General features: G+C 58.2%; 17 protein-coding genes. 5 read left to right on the forward strand and 12 right to left on the reverse strand.

What is annotated here, in order from left to right:
• The first annotated feature begins 42 nt into the window (after positions 1–42).
• Positions 43–2652 (forward strand): bifunctional aconitate hydratase 2/2-methylisocitrate dehydratase, encoded by a 2610-nt coding sequence (gene acnB, locus K4O48_RS11210; RefSeq protein WP_222908300.1) that lies wholly within the window; start codon positions 43–45, stop codon positions 2650–2652.
• A 188-nt stretch (positions 2653–2840) separates the two neighbouring features.
• Here the strand turns inward: acnB and K4O48_RS11215 are convergent, their stop codons facing one another.
• From K4O48_RS11215 to ppsA, 7 genes are all read right to left on the reverse strand, one after another.
• Positions 2841–3833 carry an OmpA family protein gene (locus tag K4O48_RS11215; RefSeq protein ID WP_222908301.1) on the reverse strand — a complete coding sequence of 331 codons (993 nt, stop codon included), beginning with the start codon at positions 3831–3833 and terminating at the stop codon, positions 2841–2843.
• A gap of 99 nt (positions 3834–3932) precedes the next feature.
• Positions 3933–4499 (reverse strand): RNA polymerase sigma factor SigX, encoded by a 567-nt coding sequence (sigX, locus tag K4O48_RS11220; protein WP_222912075.1) that lies wholly within the window; start codon positions 4497–4499, stop codon positions 3933–3935.
• Positions 4500–4606: 107 nt separating this feature from the next.
• Complete coding sequence (locus K4O48_RS11225) at positions 4607–5437, reverse strand: mechanosensitive ion channel family protein (protein ID WP_222908302.1); 831 nt, start codon at positions 5435–5437, stop codon at positions 4607–4609.
• 2 nt (positions 5438–5439) lie between these two features.
• Positions 5440–5685, reverse strand: coding sequence for a CrfX protein (locus K4O48_RS11230; RefSeq protein WP_222908303.1), 246 nt, complete (start codon positions 5683–5685; stop codon positions 5440–5442).
• Positions 5686–5740: 55 nt separating this feature from the next.
• On the reverse strand, positions 5741–6736 hold the full coding sequence (locus K4O48_RS11235; protein ID WP_222908304.1) for a zinc transporter ZntB: 996 nt from the start codon (positions 6734–6736) through the stop codon (positions 5741–5743).
• A gap of 62 nt (positions 6737–6798) precedes the next feature.
• Positions 6799–7287, reverse strand: coding sequence for a ribonuclease E activity regulator RraA (rraA, locus tag K4O48_RS11240; protein WP_222908305.1), 489 nt, complete (start codon positions 7285–7287; stop codon positions 6799–6801).
• 188 nt (positions 7288–7475) lie between these two features.
• Positions 7476–9848, reverse strand: coding sequence for a phosphoenolpyruvate synthase (gene ppsA / locus K4O48_RS11245; protein WP_222908306.1), 2373 nt, complete (start codon positions 9846–9848; stop codon positions 7476–7478).
• A gap of 156 nt (positions 9849–10004) precedes the next feature.
• Here ppsA and K4O48_RS11250 point away from each other — a divergent pair, with 156 nt between their 5' ends.
• Entirely contained in the window at positions 10005–10823 is an 819-nt protein-coding gene (locus tag K4O48_RS11250; RefSeq protein ID WP_222908307.1) for a pyruvate, water dikinase regulatory protein, read from the forward strand.
• 112 nt (positions 10824–10935) lie between these two features.
• Here the strand turns inward: K4O48_RS11250 and prpF are convergent, their stop codons facing one another.
• The 5 genes from prpF to K4O48_RS11275 all read right to left on the reverse strand — a co-directional run bounded on the left by prpF (position 10936) and on the right by K4O48_RS11275 (position 17730).
• Positions 10936–12123: a 2-methylaconitate cis-trans isomerase PrpF gene (prpF, locus tag K4O48_RS11255; RefSeq protein ID WP_222908308.1), complete on the reverse strand. Its 1188-nt coding sequence runs from the start codon at positions 12121–12123 to the stop codon at positions 10936–10938.
• A gap of 115 nt (positions 12124–12238) precedes the next feature.
• Positions 12239–14842 carry a Fe/S-dependent 2-methylisocitrate dehydratase AcnD gene (acnD, locus tag K4O48_RS11260; protein ID WP_222908309.1) on the reverse strand — a complete coding sequence of 868 codons (2604 nt, stop codon included), beginning with the start codon at positions 14840–14842 and terminating at the stop codon, positions 12239–12241.
• A 72-nt stretch (positions 14843–14914) separates the two neighbouring features.
• Positions 14915–16042 carry a 2-methylcitrate synthase gene (gene prpC / locus K4O48_RS11265; protein ID WP_222908310.1) on the reverse strand — a complete coding sequence of 376 codons (1128 nt, stop codon included), beginning with the start codon at positions 16040–16042 and terminating at the stop codon, positions 14915–14917.
• An 81-nt stretch (positions 16043–16123) separates the two neighbouring features.
• Positions 16124–17011 (reverse strand): methylisocitrate lyase, encoded by an 888-nt coding sequence (gene prpB, locus K4O48_RS11270; RefSeq protein WP_222908311.1) that lies wholly within the window; start codon positions 17009–17011, stop codon positions 16124–16126.
• Positions 17008–17730, reverse strand: a complete 723-nt coding sequence (locus tag K4O48_RS11275) for a GntR family transcriptional regulator (protein ID WP_222908312.1) — start codon at positions 17728–17730, stop codon at positions 17008–17010. Before K4O48_RS11275 ends, prpB begins: the two co-directional genes overlap by 4 nt.
• Before the next feature lie 276 nt (positions 17731–18006).
• Between K4O48_RS11275 and K4O48_RS11280 the strand changes: the two genes are divergently transcribed.
• From K4O48_RS11280 to K4O48_RS11290, 3 genes are read left to right on the forward strand one after another with little or no spacing between them, the layout of a single operon-like run.
• Positions 18007–18543: an ATP-dependent zinc protease gene (locus K4O48_RS11280; protein WP_222908313.1), complete on the forward strand. Its 537-nt coding sequence runs from the start codon at positions 18007–18009 to the stop codon at positions 18541–18543.
• A gap of 4 nt (positions 18544–18547) precedes the next feature.
• Positions 18548–20074 (forward strand): inactive transglutaminase family protein, encoded by a 1527-nt coding sequence (locus K4O48_RS11285; RefSeq protein WP_222908314.1) that lies wholly within the window; start codon positions 18548–18550, stop codon positions 20072–20074.
• Positions 20075–20077: 3 nt separating this feature from the next.
• Entirely contained in the window at positions 20078–21061 is a 984-nt protein-coding gene (locus tag K4O48_RS11290; RefSeq protein ID WP_222908315.1) for an alpha-L-glutamate ligase-like protein, read from the forward strand.
• The last annotated feature ends 14 nt before the right edge of the window (positions 21062–21075 follow it).

Consider the following 21075-nt stretch of genomic DNA (forward strand, 5'->3'; position numbering starts at 1 on the left):
GTCCCGAGACACCCAAGGGACCAATGATGAGGGTATATAACTGTGCTTGAAGCCTATCGCAAACACGTAGAAGAGCGTGCCGCCCAGGGCGTCGTGCCCCAACCGCTCAACGCCGAACAGACCGCTGGCCTGGTCGACCTCTTGAAGAACCCGCCAGCCGGCGAAGAACAATTTCTCCTTGATCTGATCACCAACCGCGTTCCCGCGGGCGTGGACGAGGCCGCTTATGTCAAGGCTGGCTTCCTCGCCGCTATCGCCAAAGGCGAAGCCACCTCGCCGTTGATCAGCAAGCAGCATGCTGTCGAGCTGCTGGGTACCATGCAAGGCGGTTACAACATCGTCACGCTGGTCGATCTTCTTGATGATGCCGAACTCTCCGACACCACCGCAAAGCAGCTGAAGCACACCCTGCTGATGTTCGATGCGTTCCATGACGTCGCCGAGAAAGCCAAGGCTGGTAACGAGAACGCCAAGGCCGTCCTCCAGTCCTGGGCGGAAGGCGAGTGGTTCAAGAACCGCGCCCCGGTTGCCGAGAAAGTAACGCTGACCGTCTTTAAGGTCACTGGCGAAACCAACACCGACGACCTGTCTCCAGCGCCTGACGCCTGGTCGCGTCCGGACATCCCACTGCACGCCCTGGCCATGCTGAAAATGGCGCGCGACGGCATCAACCCAGACGTTCCAGGCTCGGTTGGCCCGCTCAAGCAGATGGAAGCGCTGACGACCAAAGGTTTCCCGATCGCCTATGTGGGCGATGTGGTCGGCACCGGCTCCTCGCGTAAATCCGCCACCAACTCGGTGCTGTGGTTCTTCGGTGACGATATCCCCAATGTGCCGAACAAGCGGGCCGGTGGTTTCTGCTTCGGCACCAAGATCGCACCGATTTTCTACAACACCATGGAAGACGCCGGCGCCCTGCCGATCGAGTTCGATTGCTCCGATCTGGCCATGGGCAACGTCATCGACGTCTATCCTTACAAGGGTGAAGTCCGTCGCCACGGCAGCGATGAATTGGTCACCACTTTCCAGCTGAAGACCGATGTCCTGCTCGACGAAGTTCGCGCTGGCGGTCGTATCCCGCTGATCATTGGTCGCGGCCTGACCGAAAAAGCGCGTGCCGAGCTGGGCATGGGCCCAACTGACCTGTTCAAGAAGCCCGAAGCCCCTGCCGAGAGCAACAAAGGCTTCACGCTCGCTCAGAAGATGGTCGGTCGCGCCTGCGGTCTGCCGGAAGGCAAAGGCGTCCGTCCGGGCACCTACTGCGAACCGAAGATGACCACCGTCGGCTCCCAGGACACCACTGGCCCAATGACGCGTGACGAGCTGAAGGACCTGGCTTGCCTGGGCTTCTCGGCCGATCTGGTCATGCAGTCCTTCTGCCATACCGCGGCTTATCCGAAGCCGATCGACGTCACTACGCATCACACCCTGCCGGACTTCATCATGACTCGCGGCGGTGTTTCCCTGCGTCCGGGTGACGGCATCATCCACAGCTGGCTGAACCGCATGCTGCTGCCGGATACCGTCGGTACCGGCGGTGACTCGCACACCCGCTTCCCGATGGGCATCTCCTTCCCGGCCGGTTCCGGCCTGGTCGCCTTCGCTGCAGCCACAGGTGTTATGCCGCTGGACATGCCGGAGTCGGTACTGGTTCGCTTCAAAGGTAAGATGCAGCCTGGCATCACCCTGCGCGACCTGGTTCATGCGATCCCCTATTACGCCATTCAGAAAGGCCTGCTGACCGTCGAGAAGAAGGGCAAGAAGAACATCTTCTCTGGCCGTATTCTCGAGATCGAAGGCCTGAACGATCTGACGGTCGAGCAAGCGTTCGAACTGTCCGACGCCTCTGCTGAGCGTTCAGCTGCAGGTTGCACCATCAAGCTCCCGGAAACAGCTATCGCTGAATACCTGCAGTCGAACATCACTCTGCTGCGCTGGATGATCAGCGAAGGCTACGGCGATGCCCGTACCCTTGAGCGTCGCGCTCAGGCCATGGAAGCCTGGTTGGCCAAGCCGGAACTGCTGACTGCCGATGCTGACGCCGAATACGCTGAAGTTATCGAAATCGATCTATCCGAAGTCACTGAGCCGGTTCTGTGCGCACCGAATGACCCGGACGATGCTCGTCTTCTCTCCAGCGTCCAGGGCGAAAAAATCGACGAAGTGTTCATCGGTTCATGCATGACTAACATCGGTCACTTCCGTGCGGCCGGTAAGCTGCTGGATAAAGTCGAAGGTTCGCTGCCGACACGCCTGTGGCTGTCACCGCCGACCAAGATGGACCAGCATCAGCTGACCGAGGAAGGCTACTACGGTATCTACGGTCGAGCTGGCGCGCGGCTGGAAATGCCAGGCTGCTCGCTGTGCATGGGCAACCAGGCTCGGGTAGAGACCGGCTCGACAGTGGTCTCCACCTCGACTCGTAACTTCCCGAACCGCCTGGGCGACGCCACTAACGTGTACCTGGCCTCTGCCGAGCTGGCCGCGGTCGCCTCGATTCTGGGTCGCCTGCCGACCGTTGAGGAGTACATGGTCTACGCGGCTCAGATCGACACAATGGCGGCTGATGTCTATCGCTACCTGAGCTTCGACCAGATTGCTGAGTTCCGCGAGTCTGCGGCCAAGGCCAAGATCGATGTCGTTGCTGTTTGATGCATTGATGTAGTGACGAAAAGGCCCGCTTCGGCGGGCTTTTTCATGCCCGGCTGTTAAAGCGATACTTAAAAGCGAAGCCGCCTCTGGTAACAGAAGCAAGCAGGAAGTGAGAGTCTAAGCCCCCCAGAAACACCAGACGTAAAAAAGCCCGGCATTGCCGGGCTTTTATTGAAGCAAGGGACGAGTTACTGAACCTGTGCTTCGACCTCTGCCTCTACACGGCGGTTGATCTGACGACCTTCCTCGGTGCTGTTGTCAGCCACAGGACGGGTTTCGCCATAACCGACCGAATCGACGCGCTGGCTTTCGACGCCGTACTGGTTCACCAGCACTTCGCGAACAGCCTGAGCGCGACGCTCGGAAAGACGCTGGTTGTATTGGTCAGTGCCGACGGAGTCAGTGTGACCTTCTACGGTTGTGCTGGTCTGCGGATACTGCTGCATGAAGTCAGCGAGGTTTTTGATGTCGCTGTAGCTCTCTTCGCGGACACGTGCCTTGTCGAAATCGAATTTCACATCGAGCTCAACGCGGACCAACTCAGGCTCAGGCTCAGGCTCGTTGTCGACGATTGGAGCCGGTGCTGGCTCAGGAGTCGGCTCGACTTGGGCAACCTGTTGCTGGGCGCCACCGCCGAAGTTCAGACCCACACCCACGCCCGCCATCCACTCGCTGTCGCCCGCATCGATGTTATGCATGCCGTCGACGCTGGCTTTGGCAAAGAAGTTCTCGGTGAAGTAATACTTCAGACCCGCACCGATGTTTGCAAAGGTGCTGTGGTCGCGACCGCTACGTGCAGCTTGGCCGATGCTCTGGTGAGCCATACCAGCCGATACGTAAGGACGCAGGCCTACACCCGGCTGGCCGAAATGGTAAGCCGCATCCAGGGAAGTCAGGTTGCCTTTGATGTTCTTGTGGCCGCCGCCCTCTACAGGCTCGTCCGAAGTGACGTCATGGTACTCACCATAGGACAGGCCCAGGGAAACGTCGTCGGTGAGGAAATAGCTGACGCCAGCGCCATAAAGCTCGCCTTCGTCTTCGAAGCCACGGGAGCTATCCGAAAAGTAATGCTTGCCAAATGCCTCTACTTCAACAGCGCCTTGGCCCTGGGCGAGCGCGCTCATAGAAGTAGCTGCAACCAAAGAGCTTATTACAACGCCCAAAGTGTTTTTAAGTTTCATCCGTAAATCCCCATCTGGTGGTGAGTATCAGAACAATCTAAGGAAACCGGCTGTCTGTAGGCCCAAGCTGTTCGCTATCACTAGGACAACTTGTTGCCGTTAAGTTTCAGCGATTCCCGAAAATTTTTCGCGTAATTTATCCAGTGCGCGCTTGTAACGCATTTTCGTTGCGCTTAAACCCATGTGCATGATATCTGCGATCTCTTGAAACTCTAATTCCGCAACGAAACGCAGAACGAGAATCTCTCGGTCAATCTGGTTCACATGGACAAGCCACTTGTCTAGCCCGGGCTTCTCTTCAATAACCGGCGTTTTTTCGTCCGACGCCTCATCAACCGGATCGAGACTCAGCGCATCGAGCAGGCGGCGTTTGCGACGCTCTTTCCGATACTGCGTAATACACTCGTTATAAGTAATGCTATAAAGCCATGTCTTGAACTTCGACTTGCCCTCGAAGTTTTTCAATCCGTACAGAACCTTCAGCATTACCTCTTGGCAAACGTCATCAGCGTCTCGGTCGTTTCCCAAATAGCGGGCGCATACATTAAAAAGAGTCCGCTGATATCGCCGCATCAGCTCTTCGTAGGCACGCGTTATATGAAACAGTTCGGAATGGGCACGATGCACCAGCTCTTCATCAGAAAGCTGGCGGGGGTCGTAGCTCATGGCGGGTGGATGGGTTTTAGTCAAGACGCTTCGAACCGGCAAAAATCGTGGCCGCCATTCACATTTCCCGTGGAAATGGGGCGGCGCACTTTAACAGATTCCCGGGCCTAACGGCTGCCCACGCGCTGTTCCAGCAGAACTCGATTGGCAATCGAGACCAATTCACCCTCGTCGGTTAGCAGCAACGTTTTAGCGGTGCCAATCTCTTCTATCTCACCTTCCAGCTGTAGCCCTTCGACACGTACTCGCTGGCCTACTTCGTAGAGCTCACGCACGTAAATGCCCGCCAGAATCTGACTCACCAGCTCGCGGCTACCGAGCCCCAACGCCAACGCAACCGCCAGCCCGACGGATATAAGCGCTATCGCAATTACGTAATTGAGCAGCTCGGTCTTGACCTCCAGCTGACCGATCGCAACCGAAATAACGATGATGATCACTAGACCTTGAGCGATACGCCCAAGTCCGCTCGCATACTCAAGACCCACGCCTTCAGCGGCACCCCGGATAAGACCGTTGACCAGCTGGGCCAACAGCACGCCGATTAACAAAATCAGCGCTGCCCCAAACACCTTCGGCACATACAACGCGAGCATATCTAGCGTTGCGGAAACGCGAGCAAGGCCCAATGACTCGGCAGCCGACACCAGAAAGATCAGCAGCACGAACCAATAGACGATCTTGCCGATCAGGACGGATACCGGTACGCGAATGCTGGCACGTCCGAGCAGCTTGGTAACGCCTGTACCGGCTACCAGCCGATCCAGACCCACCTTGGCCAATAGCTTGGATAGAAGCGTGTCCAGCAGCTTAGCGACCATGAAGCCTATCACGACAACCAGCAGTGCGCCGAACAGCCGCGGTATGAAGGCTGCTATAGGCGCCCACAGTGCACTCATCGCACCGAACAAACTCTGGCTCCAGGGATCGAGTTCCATGATCAATCAGCCTTATCAAATGAAGCGTTGAGAGAGGAGCGGCGTCGCGTGACAACTGACGTATGCGGTGCGCCACTACTGACAGCAATCTGCAAGGCGTGCAGCCAATGCCCCATCAGACCAAACAAATCGCCTGCGCCTACCTGCCGGTTTGCGGTCTTCAGTACGCGGTCAAGACACGCATCGTCATCATGCGACGACTGCGCGTTGAGCATGTCCCGCAGGGACTCTTCAAAGGGATCGCCCATGTGTACCTCGCTAAACAATGTGATCTAGACGGCGTATGGGTGCGCCCAGTCACATTCACACCCATTTCAGTCGACGGAAGATCCACCACTGAAAACACGCCACTGCAGCAATGAGACCACAGGCGATAGCAAAACCGTACGGGTGTTCGGACCCGGGGATACCGCCCACATTGATGCCAAGCAGCCCTGTCAGAAAGCTCATCGGCAAAAAGAAACCCGTGATGATGCCCAGCAGGTACATGGTTCTGTTCATCCGCTCGCGCATCCGCCGCTCTTCCGCTTCGAGCACCAGGTTGACCCGCTCACGTACCAACTCCAACTCCTCGAGATAGCGGATCAGCCGGTTATTTAGCTCATTCCAGTAATCGGTGTCGTCATCGACGAACCACGGCAAGCGATTTCGCGTCAGCTGTGCATAGATGTCACGCTGCGGCAGCAAAAAACGGCGCAGACTCGCAGCTTGACGACGAAGCGATAGCAGTTTGTCCTGGGGCGGCGTATATCGCTCGTCGGTTTCGAGGCGATCCTCTTCCTCATCCAGTTTCTCGGTCAGGACGGCAACCAGATCGTCCACACGGTTGGTTAACGCATCCGCCAGACTGAGTAATACCTCGGATGAGGTCTTCGGACCGACACCCGCCTCCAGTTGCTGCAGCACCACTTCGGTTGATCGCAACGGGCGCAGGCGAAGCGAGATGACCCGCCGGGCATCGGCGAAAACCCTCAGCGAAACCATATCCTCAGGCTCGGCGTTGGGGTTCAAATTTACGCCACGCAGGAACAGCAAAAGCTCGTCGGCCGGAAGCGCCAGCAAGCGTGGCCGGGTATTTTCTTCCAGTAGCACGTCACAGACGAATTCACTCAGGCCGCTTCTCTTGCGCAACCAAGCTTGGGCTTGCGTTTGGCTGCGGTCCCAGTGAAGCCACACGCTTTCCGCCTCGGCAAGTTCCAACGCCGGGATATCCGCAAAATTAACCTTGCGAGCGCCACCCTTACCGTCCAGAACCAGCGCATGCAACAGCCCCGAAGAGCCGATATCGTCAGAGGCCATTATCTTCTCGTAGATCGTAAAAAAGCCCGGTAGAACCGGGCTTGATAACCGAACGTCGCCGGTCAGCCCGGCATCTTAAGCGCTTCAGGTGAGACGACAATGCCGTTGTTATCGGCATAGACGTATTCACCGGGACGAAATGTAACCCCACAGAACGTTACGGGCACATTGAGATCACCAATACCGCGTTTGTCAGTTTTCATGGGATGAGTCGCCAGCGCTTGCACGCCCAACTCAGTCTGGGCGATGACGTCTACGTCGCGAATGCATCCATAGATGACCAAGCCTTCCCAGCCATTGCGCGCCGCCTTCTCGGCGAGCATGTCCCCAAGCAACGCACGGCGCAGCGAGCCTCCCCCATCGACTACCAGCACCTTGCCGGTGCCGTCAGTATCGACCTGCTCCTTCACCAGTGAATTGTCTTCAAAGCACTTAATGGTCACGATCTCACCCCCAAAGGAGTCGCGGCCACCGAAGTTACTGAAGATTGGCTCAACCACCTGCACCAACTCAGGGTAGGCGTCGCATAGATCTGGGGTGACGTATTGCATGATAAATCTCCTAATCGGACTCAGCCTTTAGCGGGTCGTAGTCCATCCCGACAGCTGGCCGGATGCGCGATATTCCGAGCGGGTCATAAAAACGATACGCTTTAAGATCAGCCCAAACCGGCAAATGCCGCCTACTCGCTTCGTTGCAGGCAAAAAAGGGCGGAGGCCGCCCTTGTTTCGCTCATCAATCACTTGATTTCCGCGTCAGCCAGGAAGAACCAAGTGTCCAACACGGAGTCGGGATTGAGCGATACGCTTTCGATGCCCTGCTCCATTAGCCACTTGGCCAAGTCAGGATGATCCGACGGTCCCTGACCACAGATCCCGATGTACTTACCGGCCTTGTTGCACGCCTGAATTGCGCTGGCGAGCAATTTCTTGACTGCCGGGTTACGCTCGTCGAACAGGTGAGCAATGATTCCCGAGTCCCGGTCCAGACCGAGCGCAAGCTGCGTCATGTCGTTGGAGCCGATGGAAAAGCCATCGAAGAATTCGAGGAATTCGTCAGCCAATAGCGCGTTGGACGGCAGCTCGCACATCATGATGATGCGCAGACCGTTTTCGCCACGCTTGAGGCCGAACTGACCGAGAATATCGATTACCTGCGACGCTTCGCCCAAGGTACGCACGAACGGCACCATCAGCTCGACATTGGTAAGTCCCATCTCGTCGCGAACCTTGCGCATCGCGCGGCACTCGAGCTCGAAGCAGTCGCGGAAGGACTCACTGATATACCGGGAGGCGCCACGGAAGCCGAGCATCGGGTTCTCTTCTTCCGGCTCGTAGAGCTTGCCGCCGATCAGGTTGGCGTATTCGTTGGACTTGAAGTCCGACAGCCGCACAATCACCTTCTTCGGCCAGAAGGCTGCAGCCAGCGTGCTGACGCCCTCGACCAATTTTTCGACGTAGAAATTGACCGGATCACCGTAGCCAGCAATTCGTTTCTCGACGCTGGCTTTGATATCCGCCGGCAAACCATCGAAATTCAGCAGCGCTTTCGGATGCACACCAATCATGCGATTGATGATGAATTCGAGGCGGGCCAGCCCAACACCTGCGTTCGGTAGCTGGGCGAAATCGAACGCGCGATCTGGGTTGCCGACGTTCATCATGATCTTGAACGGCAGCTCGGGCATGGCATCGATGGAGTTCTGGCGTATGTCAAAACCCAGCTCACCCTCGAAGATCAGCCCAGTATCGCCCTCGGCGCAAGTCACGGTAACGCGCTGACCGTCCTTGAGCAGTTCGGTGGCATTTCCACAGCCTACAACGGCAGGGATGCCCAGCTCACGAGCAATAATCGCAGCGTGGCAGGTACGGCCGCCGCGATTGGTGACGATAGCGCTGGCGCGCTTCATGACCGGCTCCCAATCAGGATCAGTCATGTCGGACACCAGCACGTCGCCCGGTTGCACTTTGTCCATTTCGGATACGTCGTGAATGATCTTGACCGGACCGGCGCCAATGCGCTGACCGATAGCGCGGCCTTCGACCAGTACGGTGCCTTTTTCCTTGAGCAGATAGCGTTCCATGACGTTGGCGCTGCTGCGGCTCTTAACCGTTTCCGGGCGAGCCTGGACAATATATAGCTGGCCGTCATCGCCATCTTTGGCCCACTCGATGTCCATTGGACGACCGTAGTGCTTTTCAATGGTCATGGCCTGCCTGGCCAGATTGCTGACTTCGGCATCCGACAGACAGAAGCGCATGCGCTCAGCCTGATCAACATCCACAGTCTTCACTGATTTACCAGCGCTGGCTTCCTCGCCATACACCATCTTGATCGCTTTGCTGCCCAGGTTCCGACGCAGAATCGCAGGGCGCCCGGCCTCAAGGGTGTGCTTATGCACGTAGAATTCATCAGGGTTTACCGCACCCTGCACAACGGTCTCACCCAGGCCATAAGCGCCAGTGATGAAGACAACGTCGCGGAAGCCCGACTCGGTGTCCAGCGTGAACATAACGCCAGCGGTACCGGTCTCGGAGCGCACCATCCGCTGTACGCCTGCTGATAGGGCAACCAGTTTGTGATCGAAGCCCTGATGGACGCGGTAGGCGATCGCACGGTCGTTAAAGAGCGATGCAAACACTTCCTTCGCAGCGCGGATCACGTTATCGACGCCACGAATATTCAGGAATGTTTCCTGCTGGCCAGCGAACGAGGCATCTGGCAGGTCTTCGGCAGTAGCCGAGGAGCGTACCGCGACCGCCATGTTGTCATTGTTGCCCGCCATTTCGGCGAACGCCGTTCGAATGTCGGCATCAAGTTTGGGAGGGAATTCAGCTTCCATGACCCAGCCGCGGATCTGCGAGCCGGCTTTGGCGAGAGCATTGACGTCATCGACGTCCAGCGCATCGAGAAGCGCATGGATTTGCTCGTTGAGGCCGCTGATCTCCATGAAATCACGATAGGCCTGGGCCGTAGTGGCGAAACCGCCAGGTACCGAAACTCCCGCACCTGCGAGGTTGCTGATCATCTCGCCCAGGGAGGCGTTCTTGCCCCCTACACGCTCAACGTCATGATTGCCGAGCTTATCGAGGGAAACTACGTACTCTACCAAGGTGATCTCTCCACGTTGTGTTGGAAACTCGGTTCGTGCCCATCCGCAGCACGGTGGCCGGGCCCTGTAAAATAAGTAACAATGCCCGCCAATCGAGGCTCGGCGAAGGGGCCTACTATAGCTGAGAACCGTTCTTGACTTAAGGCCCTTAATGCAATGAAACGAACTGCATTTTTCATATCCGACGGCACCGGAATCACGGCCGAAACACTCGGCCAGAGCCTACTGGCACAGTTCGAAAACATTAGCTTCACCAAGCTGACTCGGCCATATATAGATACGGCCGAAAAAGCGCGGGCAATGGTACAGCAAATCAATAAAGCGGCAGATAGCGACGGGGCTCGGCCGATCATCTTCGATACGCTGGTAAACCAGGAGATTCGTGACATCCTGGCCGAGTCCAATGGCTTCATGATCGACATCTTTTCGTCTTTCCTTGCTCCGCTGGAACATGAACTGATGTCACGTTCCTCCTATTCTGTCGGCAAATCCCATTCGATCAGCCATAACGCCAACTACATGGAGCGAATTGACGCGGTCAACTTCGCTCTCGATAACGATGACGGCGCCCGCACGCATTACTACGACAAGGCGGACCTGATTTTGGTCGGCGTCTCCCGGTGCGGCAAAACGCCCACCTGTTTGTATATGGCCATGCAATACGGCATTCGGGCAGCGAACTATCCCTTGACCGAAGACGACATGGAGCGTCTGCAACTGCCTACTGCCCTTAAAACCCACCGGGACAAGCTATTCGGGCTGACAATCGATCCGGACCGCCTCACCGCGATACGCAACGAGCGTAAGCCCAACAGCCGTTACGCCAGCTTTGCCCAGTGCGAATTCGAAGTTCGCGAGGTAGAAAGCCTCTTCCGCCGCGAGAACATCGCCTACATCAACTCTACGCATTTCTCAGTCGAGGAAATCTCCGCCAAGATTCTGGTAGAGAAAGGCGTAGAGCGCCGACTCAAATAATCGCCGTTCTGCTAGACAACAAAAAGTCCGCTTAGTGCGGACTTTATGCTTGTTATGCCCAACCTATAGTCGTCTTTGCTAAACGCTGAGTCGTCGCCTGGTCGGCAAATGCTCAGAACGTATCACCAGGGACGCGCACCCAGCCTTCCATCAGAACCCTGGCGCTCCGACTCATGATTGCCTTGGTTACCGACCATCTCCCCTCTTCCTGCTTCGCCTCAGCGCCGACACGAAGTGTGCCGGACGGATGACCGAAGCGCACCGCGGTCAAATCACCGCCCCCAGCAGCCTGGTTAACAAGCGTACCGGGCACTGCTGCCGCCGCACCGATAGCGACCGCACAGGTACCCATCATGGCGTGGTGCAGTTTGCCCATAGACAGCGCCCGCACGAGCAGATCGACCTCACCGGCCTCGATGGTCTTACCTGATGACGCCCGATAGCTTTTCGGCTGCGAAACGAGCGCAACCTTCGGTGTGTGCTGACGGGTAAGCGCCTCCTCCGCGGTCTTGATCAAGCCCATGCGCAGTGCACCGGCCACACGAATCGACTCCAGACGAGCCAGAGCGTCCGGATTGCCGTTGATGTCTTCACGCAGTTCGGTGCCCTGGTAGCCGATGTCCTCGGCATTGACGAACACAGTGGGAATGCCGGCGCTGATCATGGTCGCCTTGAGCGTACCGATGCCCGGAACCTCCAGCTCATCGATCAGATTGCCAGTGGGAAACATCGAACCGCCCTCCTCGCCGTCATCGGACGGATCAAGGAATTCCAGCACGATTTCGGCAGCCGGAAAGGTCACGCCATCCAGCTCGAAATCGCCGGTCTCCTGCACCTGGCCATTGGTGACCGGCACGTGGGCGATGATGGTCTTGCCGATGTTGGCCTGCCAGATCCGCACCACACAGGTGCCGTTCCGCGGAATGCGCTCGGCATCCACCAGGCCGGCATGTAGCGCGAACGCACCGGCGCCGGTTGAAAGGTTGCCGCAGTTGCCGCTCCAGTCGACGAAGGGCTTGTCGATCGACACCTGACCATAAAGGTACTCGACGTCGTGATCGGGCCGATTACTCTTCGACAGGATGACGCATTTGCTAGTGCTCGACGTGGCGCCGCCCATGCCATCAATGTGCGCCGAATACGGGTCGGGGCTGCCGATCACGCGCATGAACAGCTTGTCGCGCGCAGCGCCCGGCACCTGACAGCTCTCCGGCAGGTCCTGCAGCCGGAAGAACACACCTTTGCTGGTGCCGCCGCGCATGTAGGTCGCGGGAGTCTTGATCTGAGGTTGATGAGCCATGCGTGAGTCCTGGCTGGAAGATGAGTGGGTTGTAGGGTGGATCACGCTTGACCGATCCACCGCGCGGGCTGGTGCGGTGGATGGAAAAGCGCCATCCACCCACGAGGACGGTCGGTTACGCCTGACCGAGGAAGTCCTTGGCGAAACGCTGCAGCACGCCACCGGCCTGGTAGACGCTGACTTCGGCCGCGGTGTCCAAACGACAAATGACCGGGACGCGGGTTTCTTCACCGCTCTTGTGGTGAATGACCAACGTCAGCTCGCAGCGCGGCGACAACTCGCCTTCGATATCGAAGGTTTCAGTGCCGTCGAGGCCAAGCGTCAGACGCGTGGTGCCCGGCTTGAACTCAACCGGCAGCACGCCCATGCCCACCAGGTTGGTACGGTGGATACGCTCGAAGCCTTCGGCGACGATCACTTCCACACCTGCCAGGCGCACGCCCTTGGCCGCCCAATCACGCGACGAACCCTGACCGTAGTCAGCACCAGCGACGATGATCAGGTTCTGTTTGCGGGTCATGTAGGTTTCGATAGCTTCCCACATGCGCATGACCTTGCCTTCCGGCTCGACACGGGCCAGCGAACCCTTCTGCACCTTGCCGTCGACCACCGCCATCTCGTTGACGAGCTGCGGATTGGCAAACGTCGCGCGCTGTGCGGTCAAATGGTCGCCACGGTGAGTCGCGTAGGAGTTGAAGTCCTCTTCCGGCAGGCCCATCTTCGCCAGGTACTCGCCAGCGGCCGAATTCAGCAGGATGGCGTTGGATGGCGACAAGTGATCGGTAGTGATGTTATCCGGCAGGATCGCCAGCGGACGCATGCCTTTCAGTGTTCGCTCGCCGGCCAATGCGCCTTCCCAGTACGGCGGGCGACGAATGTAGGTAGACGTCGGACGCCAGTCATACAGTGGGCTTTTGGCTTCTTCGATGGTGCCCAGATCGAACATCGGGATGTAGATCTGTTTGAACTGCTCCGGCTTCACCGAGGCGGCCACGATGGCGTCGATCTCCTCGTCGGACGGCCAGAGGTCCTTCAACGTGATCGGATTGCCGTCGGGGCCTGTGCCCAGCACATCCTGCTCAATGTCGAAGCGCACCGTGCCCGCGATCGCATACGCAACCACCAAGGGTGGCGACGCCAAAAACGCCTGCTTGGCATACGGATGGATACGACCATCGAAATTACGATTGCCGGAGAGAACGGCCGTGGCGTACAGGTCACGGTCGATGATTTCCTGCTGAATCTTCGGATCCAGCGCACCGGACATGCCATTACAGGTGGTACAGGCGTAGGCGACAATTCCGAAACCGAGCTTTTCCAGTTCAGTCAGGAGGCCGGCATCTTCCAGATACAGTTTGGCAACTTTGGAACCTGGGGCGAACGAGGTTTTCACCCACGGCTTACGCACCAATCCTAAATCGTTGGCTTTCTTCGCCAGTAGCCCGGCAGCTACCACGTTGCGCGGATTGGACGTATTGGTGCAACTGGTGATGGCGGCAATGATCACCGCCCCATCCGGCAGCAGCCCTTCAGCTTCTTCGGCACGCGCTGCGGCCAGCATGCTGTCATCCGCAATGCCACGCTCGTTCAGCGCCGAGGTCGGCAGGCGCTTGTGTGGGTTGGACGGGCCCGCCATGTTGCGCACAACGCTGGACAGGTCGAACTCGAGCACGCGCTCGTACTCGGCGTCCTCCAATGCGGTCGCCCACAGGCCGGTTTCTTTGGCGTATTGCTCGACCAGCGCAACCTGCTCCGGCTCGCGACCGGTCAGTTTGAGGTAGTCGATGGTCTGCTGATCGATGTAGAACATCGACGCCGTCGCGCCGTATTCCGGGCACATGTTGGAGATGGTCGCGCGATCGCCGATGGTCAGGCTGTCGGCGCCTTCGCCGAAGAACTCGACCCAGGCTCCGACCACACGCTCCTTGCGCAGGAACTCAGTCAGCGCCAGCACGATATCGGTGGCGGTGATGCCCGGCTGACGCTTGCCAGTCAGGCGAACCCCGACGATGTCCGGTAGGCGCATCATCGATGGCAGACCAAGCATCACGGTTTCGGCTTCCAGACCACCCACGCCGATGGCGATCACACCCAGGGCATCGACGTGCGGCGTGTGGGAATCGGTACCCACGCAGGTGTCCGGGAACGCAACGCCGCCACGCGCCTGTATCACCGGCGACATTTTCTCCAAGTTGATCTGGTGCATGATGCCGTTGCCGGCCGGGATCACGTCGACGTTCTTGAAGGCGGTCTTGGTCCACTCGATGAAGTGGAAACGGTCCTCGTTGCGACGCTCCTCGACGGCACGGTTTTTCTCAAATGCCTCCGGATCGAAACCGGCAAACTCCACGGCCAGCGAATGGTCGACGATCAACTGTGTCGGCACCACCGGGTTGACCTTTGCCGGGTCGCCGCCCTGCTCGGCAATGGCATCGCGAAGACCGGCAAGATCAACCAGCGCGGTCTGCCCGAGAATGTCGTGACAGACCACTCGGGCCGGATACCAGGGAAAATCCAGATCCTGCCGACGCTCGATGAGCTGCGTCAGCGAATCGGTCAGCATGGCAGGATCACAGCGACGCACCAGTTGCTCGGCGAGCACGCGGGAGGTGTAGGGCAGCTTCTCGTAGGCGCCCGGCTGGATGGCTTCGACCGCCGCGCGGGTATCGAAATAGTCCAGCTGGGTGCCCGGCAGGGATTTACGGTATTCGGTGTTCATGCCATGGACTCGATGTTGATGTTGCATAAAGCGGGGACGAGCGGACCGATGACCTGGCCCGCTCCTGGCGAATCAACGCTGGGCGATGGGTACCACCTTGCGCTGCTCCGGGCCGACGTATTCGGCACTTGGACGGATGATGCGGTTGTTGGCGCGCTGCTCGAACACGTGGCTGCACCAGCCGACCATCCGCGAACAGACGAAGATCGGCGTGAACAGCGGCGTCGGGATGCCCATGAAGTGATACGCCGAGGCGTGGTAGAAATCGGCGTTCGGGAACAGTTTCTTCTGCTCCCACATGGTTTCGTCGATGGCCACGGAGATCGGGTACAGCGTGGTATCGCCCACGGTGTCGGCGAGCTTCTTTGCCCACTGCTTGATCACTTCGTTGCGCGGGTCGCTTTCCTTGTAGATCGCATGGCCGAAGCCCATGATCTTTTCCTTGCGCTCGAGCATGCCCAGCAGGCCCTCACGTGCCTCTTCCGGAGTCTTGAAGCGCTGAATCAGCTCCATAGCCGCCTCATTGGCACCGCCATGCAGCGGGCCACGCAATGAGCCGACAGCGCCGGTCACGCAGGAATAAATGTCGGACAGCGTCGAGGCGCAGACTCGCGCGGTGAAGGTCGAGGCATTGAACTCGTGCTCTGCATACAGAATCAGCGAGACGTTCATGACCTTCACTTCAAGCTCGCTCGGCTTGCGGCCGTGCAGCAGTGCCAGGAAATGGCCACCGAGACTATCTTCGTCGCTGTTGCAGTTAATGCGCACGCCACCATGGCTGAACCGATACCAGTAGGCCATGACCGAGGGCCCCATGGCCAATAGTCGATCCGCCTTGTCCTGCTGCTGCGAAAAGTCGTGCTCTGGCTCGAGCATGCCCATCACTGAGCAGGCGGTGCGAATGACATCCATTGGGTGCGCGTTGGATGGCGCGCGCTCCAGCACCTCCTTGAGCACGTCCGGCAAGTCGCGCCATTGATGCAGACGCGCCTGATAGGCGGCGAGCTGCTCCGCATTCGGCAACTCACCATGAAACAGCAGATAGGCCACTTCTTCGAAGCAGCAGTGCTCGGCCAGTTCCCGCACGTCATAGCCGCGGTAGGTCAGACCTGCACCTTCTTTGCCCACAGTGCACAACGCGGTCTGCCCTGCAACCTGTCCACGCAGGCCAGCGCCGCTCAATACTTTTGCTTCAGCCATTGCTCTCTCCTTAATTGGATTTGTTCTGGATACTGCAAATTGCTCAATCAAACGGGCCGCCAGGAAGCGCCCCGTGTTGCCTCAACCTTTCTTCTGAGCGAACAGCGCATCGAGGCTTTGCTCGAAGGCGTGATAGTTGATGCGGTCGTACAGCTCCATTCGGGTCTGCATCGTGTCGATCACATTTTTCTGCGTCCCATCCCGGCGGATGGCCGTGTACACGTTCTCAGCGGCCTTGTTCATCGCGCGAAACGCTGACAGCGGGTACAGCACCAGTGAAACGTCGGCACCGGCCAGCTCTTCGGTGGTATAGAGCGGCGTGGAGCCGAACTCGGTGATGTTGGCGAGAATAGGTGCGCCAACCCGCTCGGCAAACAGCTTGTACATCGACAACTCAGTGATCGCCTCAGGGAACACCATGTCAGCGCCTGCCTCGACACACGCTTGCGCCCGCTCCAGCGCTGAGTCCAGGCCTTCAACCGCCAACGCATCGGTGCGCGCCATGATCACGAAGCTGTCATCGGTGCGCGCGTCAACGGCGGCCTTGATCCGATCCACCATCTCCTGCTGCGAAACGATCTCCTTATTAGGACGATGGCCGCAGCGCTTGGCGCCGACCTGATCCTCGATATGAATCGCCGCCGCACCAAACTTGATCATTGATTTGACGGTACGGGCGACGTTGAACGCTGAAGAACCAAAGCCGGTATCAACATCGACCAACAGCGGCAGGTCGCAGACATCGGTAATGCGACGGACGTCGGTCAGCACATCATCCAATCCACTGATACCGAGATCGGGCAAGCCCAGCGAACCGGCTGCCACGCCGCCTCCCGACAGGTAAATCGCCTTGAAACCGGCTCGTTTGGCCAGCAGAGCATGGTTGGCGTTTATCGCGCCAACCACCTGGAGGGGATGTTCGCTGGCCACCGCATCACGGAAACGCTGGCCGGGGGTAGGAAGTGTCATGCCTCACCTCTTGATTGTGGTGTCTGTTCCTGAGCCGCCTGGTAGTGGCGCTCGATATTGCGTTTGGACCCGCCAATGTGTCGGCGCATCAATAATTCAGCCAGCTCGCCGTCACGGTCGGCTATCGCGTCGAGAATTCTGTGATGCTCAGCGAACGCCTGGCGCGGACGATTCGGCGTAGCGGAAAACTGAATGCGGTACATCCTCACAAGCTGATAGAGCTCGCCACACAGCATTTGAGTCAGGGTGCGGTTACCGCTGCCCTGGATAATCCGATAGTGAAAATCGAAATCGCCTTCCTGCTGGTAATAACCGACACCTGCTCGAAACGCCTCGTCTCGTTCATGGGTTTCCAGCACGCGCCGCAGTTCGCCGATTTCGTCTTCGCTCATGCGCTCGGCAGCAAGCCGACAGGCCATGCCTTCCAATGACTCGCGAATCTCATACAGCTCGATAAGCTCCGCATGGCTGAGCGATACCACCCGAGCGCCCACATGCGGGACGCGCACCAGCAGCTTTTGACCTTCCAGACGATGTATCGCCTCTCGCAACGGGCCGCGACTGATTCCGTATGTACGCGCAAGTTCGGGCTCGGAAATCTTGCTGCCCGGCGCGATATCGCCCTTCACGATCGCCGCCTGGATCAGCCGGAAAACGTGTTCAGAAAGCGTGCCGCTGTCAACCTGATCAGGACCGGGCACTTCGAGTGCATCGAGCATTATTGTTGACACCTTGCCTGAATTCCCACCTACATTAAGCCTCACATCGCGACAGGGTCAATGCTCCGAAAGTAGATTGTCGACACTTTCCCGAGTGCGTTGGCTCCATCACACATCATTCGCAGGTTCATCCCACTCGCAGTAGCCTAGTCGCGCTTCCGAAGGGCCATGCTAGAATGCTTCGCTATATGCCGCGGCTGGCGCTCGCCTCGCCATCCCCCAGCCAATGGGTAGCCGTTTCACCCATGCTTCTCCGACTCGATTAATTCTGGATCTATGAGCGCCAAACCTTGCTTTCTGCTGCTCTGCGCCCTCGCCTCTCCACTACTCGTTCAGGCCGATGAAAAAACCATCTACGGGCTGAATGAGCACATCGCTCTGCCTGATTTCGGACTCGAAGTACCGGCAAAACTCGATACCGGCGCGCAAACCGCTTCGCTCAGTGCGCGTGATATCGAACGATTCAAGCGCGACGGAAAACCTTGGGTTCGCTTTTATTTGGCCATTGACGAGGCTCATGACCGCCCAATCGAGCTGCCGTTACAGCGCATCAGCAAGATCAAGCGTCGCGCTGGCGACTTCGACCCCGAGGAGGAAAAAACCTATACGCCGCGCCCCGTTGTGGAGCTTGAGTTGTGTATGGGCAACGCAAAACGCAGCATTGAAGTGAACCTCACGGACAGAAGTGCATTCCAATACCCACTTTTAATAGGTTCCGATGCGCTTACTCGCTTCGAAGCCCTGGTCGACCCAAGCCTTAAATACGCCGCTGGCAAGCCCGGCTGCATAATCGAATCCGACGCTGACGAGTAATTCCATGCGCGCCCTGACTTTGCATCTAAAAATCCTGATTCTTCTGCTCGTCACATTGGGCATCGCGATCACGGCATACCAAGTCTTCATTCTTGGCATTCCAATTACCGAAGATGAAACGGATGACCTATGGAACATCGATGCGAAAGTCGAATTTCAGGCCAACCCGCGCGAGCCGGTGAAGCTGCAGATGTACGTTCCACCGCTCAACCAGGAATTCGTCAGCCTCAACGAAAGCTTCATATCCAACAACTACGGCGTGAGTATCAACCGCGCTGACGGCAACCGCCGCGTCACGTGGTCGGCACGGCGCGTCAACGGCAACCAGACCCTCTACTACCGTCTGGTCCTGACCCGGCGCTACAGCGGCGAGCAAACCAAGGCGACCGGCCCCATTTTCCGGGACAGCCTGCCAGTCGAAGGGGCCGAAAAAATCGCGGCCGAGGCATTGCTATCGCCGATCCGCCAGCACTCGGCCGACGTCGAGACATTTATCAGTGAAGCCATCAAGCGCGTAAACAACGCCAACGACGATAATGTGAAGTTGCTGCTTGGTGGCGACTCCGCTACCGCGAACAAAGCGCGCGTCATCGAGTTGCTGTTGTCCATCGCCCACGTGCCGATGGAGCGGGTGCATACCGTACGGCTAACGGCTGACGTCGCACAGACGCCAGAGCTCTGGTTGCGCAGTTTCAACGGTGACAAATGGCTGTACTTCAACCCAGAGACCGGCGAACAGGGCCTGCCGAAAGATCGCTTGATCTGGTGGACCGGCGACGAGCCGCTGATGACACTCGAAGGCGGGCGCAACGCGCAGGTCACCTTCACGCTTAACAGCAGCGAGATGAACGCCATCCGCCTGGCCAAGCTGACCGACGAGAATACGGACGCGGACTTCCTCGAATATTCGTTGTACGGCCTGCCGCTGCAAACGCAGCAGACCTACCAGATCATGATCATGATCCCGATCGGCGTGCTGGTGATCCTGATCCTGCGCAACCTTGGTGGCTTGCAGACGCTGGGTACGTTCACCCCCGTACTGATCGCTCTCGCCTTCCGTGAAACCCAGATCGGCTTCGGCATCATTCTCTTTACCGTGATCACAGCGTTAGGCCTGTCGCTGCGCTCGTATCTCGAACACCTGAAGTTGCAGATGCTGCCGCGGCTATCGGTCGTACTCACGTTCGTCGTGGTGCTGATTGCAGTGATCAGCTTGTTCAGCCACAAGCTTGGGCTCGAGCGTGGATTGTCCGTGTCGCTGTTCCCGATGGTGATCCTGACCATGACCATTGAACGCCTCTCCATCACCTGGGAAGAGCGCGGGGGCGGCCATGCGTTCAAGGTGGCGGTGGGCACGCTGATAGCGGCCAGCCTGTCGTTCATGCTGATGAACATCCCAGAGCTGACCTACTTCATCTTTACCTTCCCGGCGGTCCTGCTGATCATGGTGGGCTTCATGCTGGCGATGGGTCGCTACCGCGGCTACCGCCTGACCGAGCTGTTCCGCTTCAAAGCCTTTCTGAAGGATTGAGCCATGTTCGGTCTAATCAAGACATGGAAGGCCCTGGAAGCCAAGGGCATCATGGGCATCAACCGCCGTAACGCGGACTATGTGCTCAAGTACAACAAGCGCAACCTGTACCCAATCGTCGATGACAAGATCATCACCAAGGAACGGGCACTGGAGGCGGGCATTCACGTCCCAGAGATGTACGGGGTCATCGAGACCGAAAAGGATATCGAGAAGCTCTCAGACATCGTCAAAGACCATGTCGATTTCGTCGTCAAACCGGCGCAGGGCGCCGGCGGCGATGGCATTCTCGTGATAGCCGATCGCTTCGAAGGTCGCTACCGGACGGTGTCCGGAAAAATCATCACGCATGAGGAGATCGAGCATCAGATCTCCAACATCCTGACAGGTCTCTATTCGCTGGGCGGACACCGTGATCGCGCGTTGATCGAATACCGCGTCACGCCGGACCCGATCTTCAAGAGCATCAGTTATGAGGGCGTTCCGGATATCCGCATTATTGTGCTGATGGGTTACCCGGTCATGGCGATGCTGCGCCTGCCGACGCGCCAATCCGGCGGCAAAGCCAACCTCCACCAGGGCGCAATTGGCGTTGGCGTCGATCTTGCGACCGGCATTACATTGCGCGGTACTTGGCTGAACAACAAGATCACCAAGCATCCGGATACCACGAACGCGGTGGATGGCGTGCAGCTCCCGAACTGGGACGGCTTCATGAAGCTAGCGGCAGGCTGCTACGAACTGTGCGGGCTTGGCTATATCGGCGTCGATATGGTGCTGGACCAAGACAAGGGCCCGCTGATTCTTGAGCTCAACGCACGTCCAGGTCTCAACATCCAGATCGCCAACGACTGCGGCCTGACTCACCGTGCGCATGCGGTAGAATCACGCATCGCCGAACTCAAGGAAAAAGGCATTCAGGAGACCCCGGAAGAGCGAGTGGCATTCGCCCAACAGCTGTTTGGGCATATTCCAGCGCACGTCTAGCTCAAGCCCTCGCC

It is taken from the genome of Pseudomonas sp. DNDY-54 (genome assembly GCF_019880365.1).
Taxonomy (GTDB): domain Bacteria; phylum Pseudomonadota; class Gammaproteobacteria; order Pseudomonadales; family Pseudomonadaceae; genus Stutzerimonas; species Stutzerimonas stutzeri_P.

What these genes read in the sequence shown, in the direction of transcription:
- K4O48_RS11235 (WP_222908304.1), bottom strand. Translation starts at nt 6,736, where the DNA reads ATGGCCTCTGACGATATCGGCTCTTCGGGGCTGTTGCATGCGCTGGTT.
- K4O48_RS11280 (WP_222908313.1), top strand. Translation starts at nt 18,007, where the DNA reads ATGAGCGCCAAACCTTGCTTTCTGCTGCTCTGCGCCCTCGCCTCTCCA.
- K4O48_RS11215 (WP_222908301.1), bottom strand. Translation starts at nt 3,833, where the DNA reads ATGAAACTTAAAAACACTTTGGGCGTTGTAATAAGCTCTTTGGTTGCA.
- K4O48_RS11225 (WP_222908302.1), bottom strand. Translation starts at nt 5,437, where the DNA reads ATGGAACTCGATCCCTGGAGCCAGAGTTTGTTCGGTGCGATGAGTGCA.
- sigX (WP_222912075.1), bottom strand. Translation starts at nt 4,499, where the DNA reads ATGAGCTACGACCCCCGCCAGCTTTCTGATGAAGAGCTGGTGCATCGT.
- prpF (WP_222908308.1), bottom strand. Translation starts at nt 12,123, where the DNA reads ATGGCTCATCAACCTCAGATCAAGACTCCCGCGACCTACATGCGCGGC.
- prpB (WP_222908311.1), bottom strand. Translation starts at nt 17,011, where the DNA reads ATGACACTTCCTACCCCCGGCCAGCGTTTCCGTGATGCGGTGGCCAGC.
- K4O48_RS11230 (WP_222908303.1), bottom strand. Translation starts at nt 5,685, where the DNA reads ATGGGCGATCCCTTTGAAGAGTCCCTGCGGGACATGCTCAACGCGCAG.
- K4O48_RS11285 (WP_222908314.1), top strand. Translation starts at nt 18,548, where the DNA reads ATGCGCGCCCTGACTTTGCATCTAAAAATCCTGATTCTTCTGCTCGTC.
- rraA (WP_222908305.1), bottom strand. Translation starts at nt 7,287, where the DNA reads ATGCAATACGTCACCCCAGATCTATGCGACGCCTACCCTGAGTTGGTG.
- prpC (WP_222908310.1), bottom strand. Translation starts at nt 16,042, where the DNA reads ATGGCTGAAGCAAAAGTATTGAGCGGCGCTGGCCTGCGTGGACAGGTT.
- K4O48_RS11290 (WP_222908315.1), top strand. Translation starts at nt 20,078, where the DNA reads ATGTTCGGTCTAATCAAGACATGGAAGGCCCTGGAAGCCAAGGGCATC.
- K4O48_RS11275 (WP_222908312.1), bottom strand. Translation starts at nt 17,730, where the DNA reads ATGCTCGATGCACTCGAAGTGCCCGGTCCTGATCAGGTTGACAGCGGC.
- K4O48_RS11250 (WP_222908307.1), top strand. Translation starts at nt 10,005, where the DNA reads ATGAAACGAACTGCATTTTTCATATCCGACGGCACCGGAATCACGGCC.
- acnD (WP_222908309.1), bottom strand. Translation starts at nt 14,842, where the DNA reads ATGAACACCGAATACCGTAAATCCCTGCCGGGCACCCAGCTGGACTAT.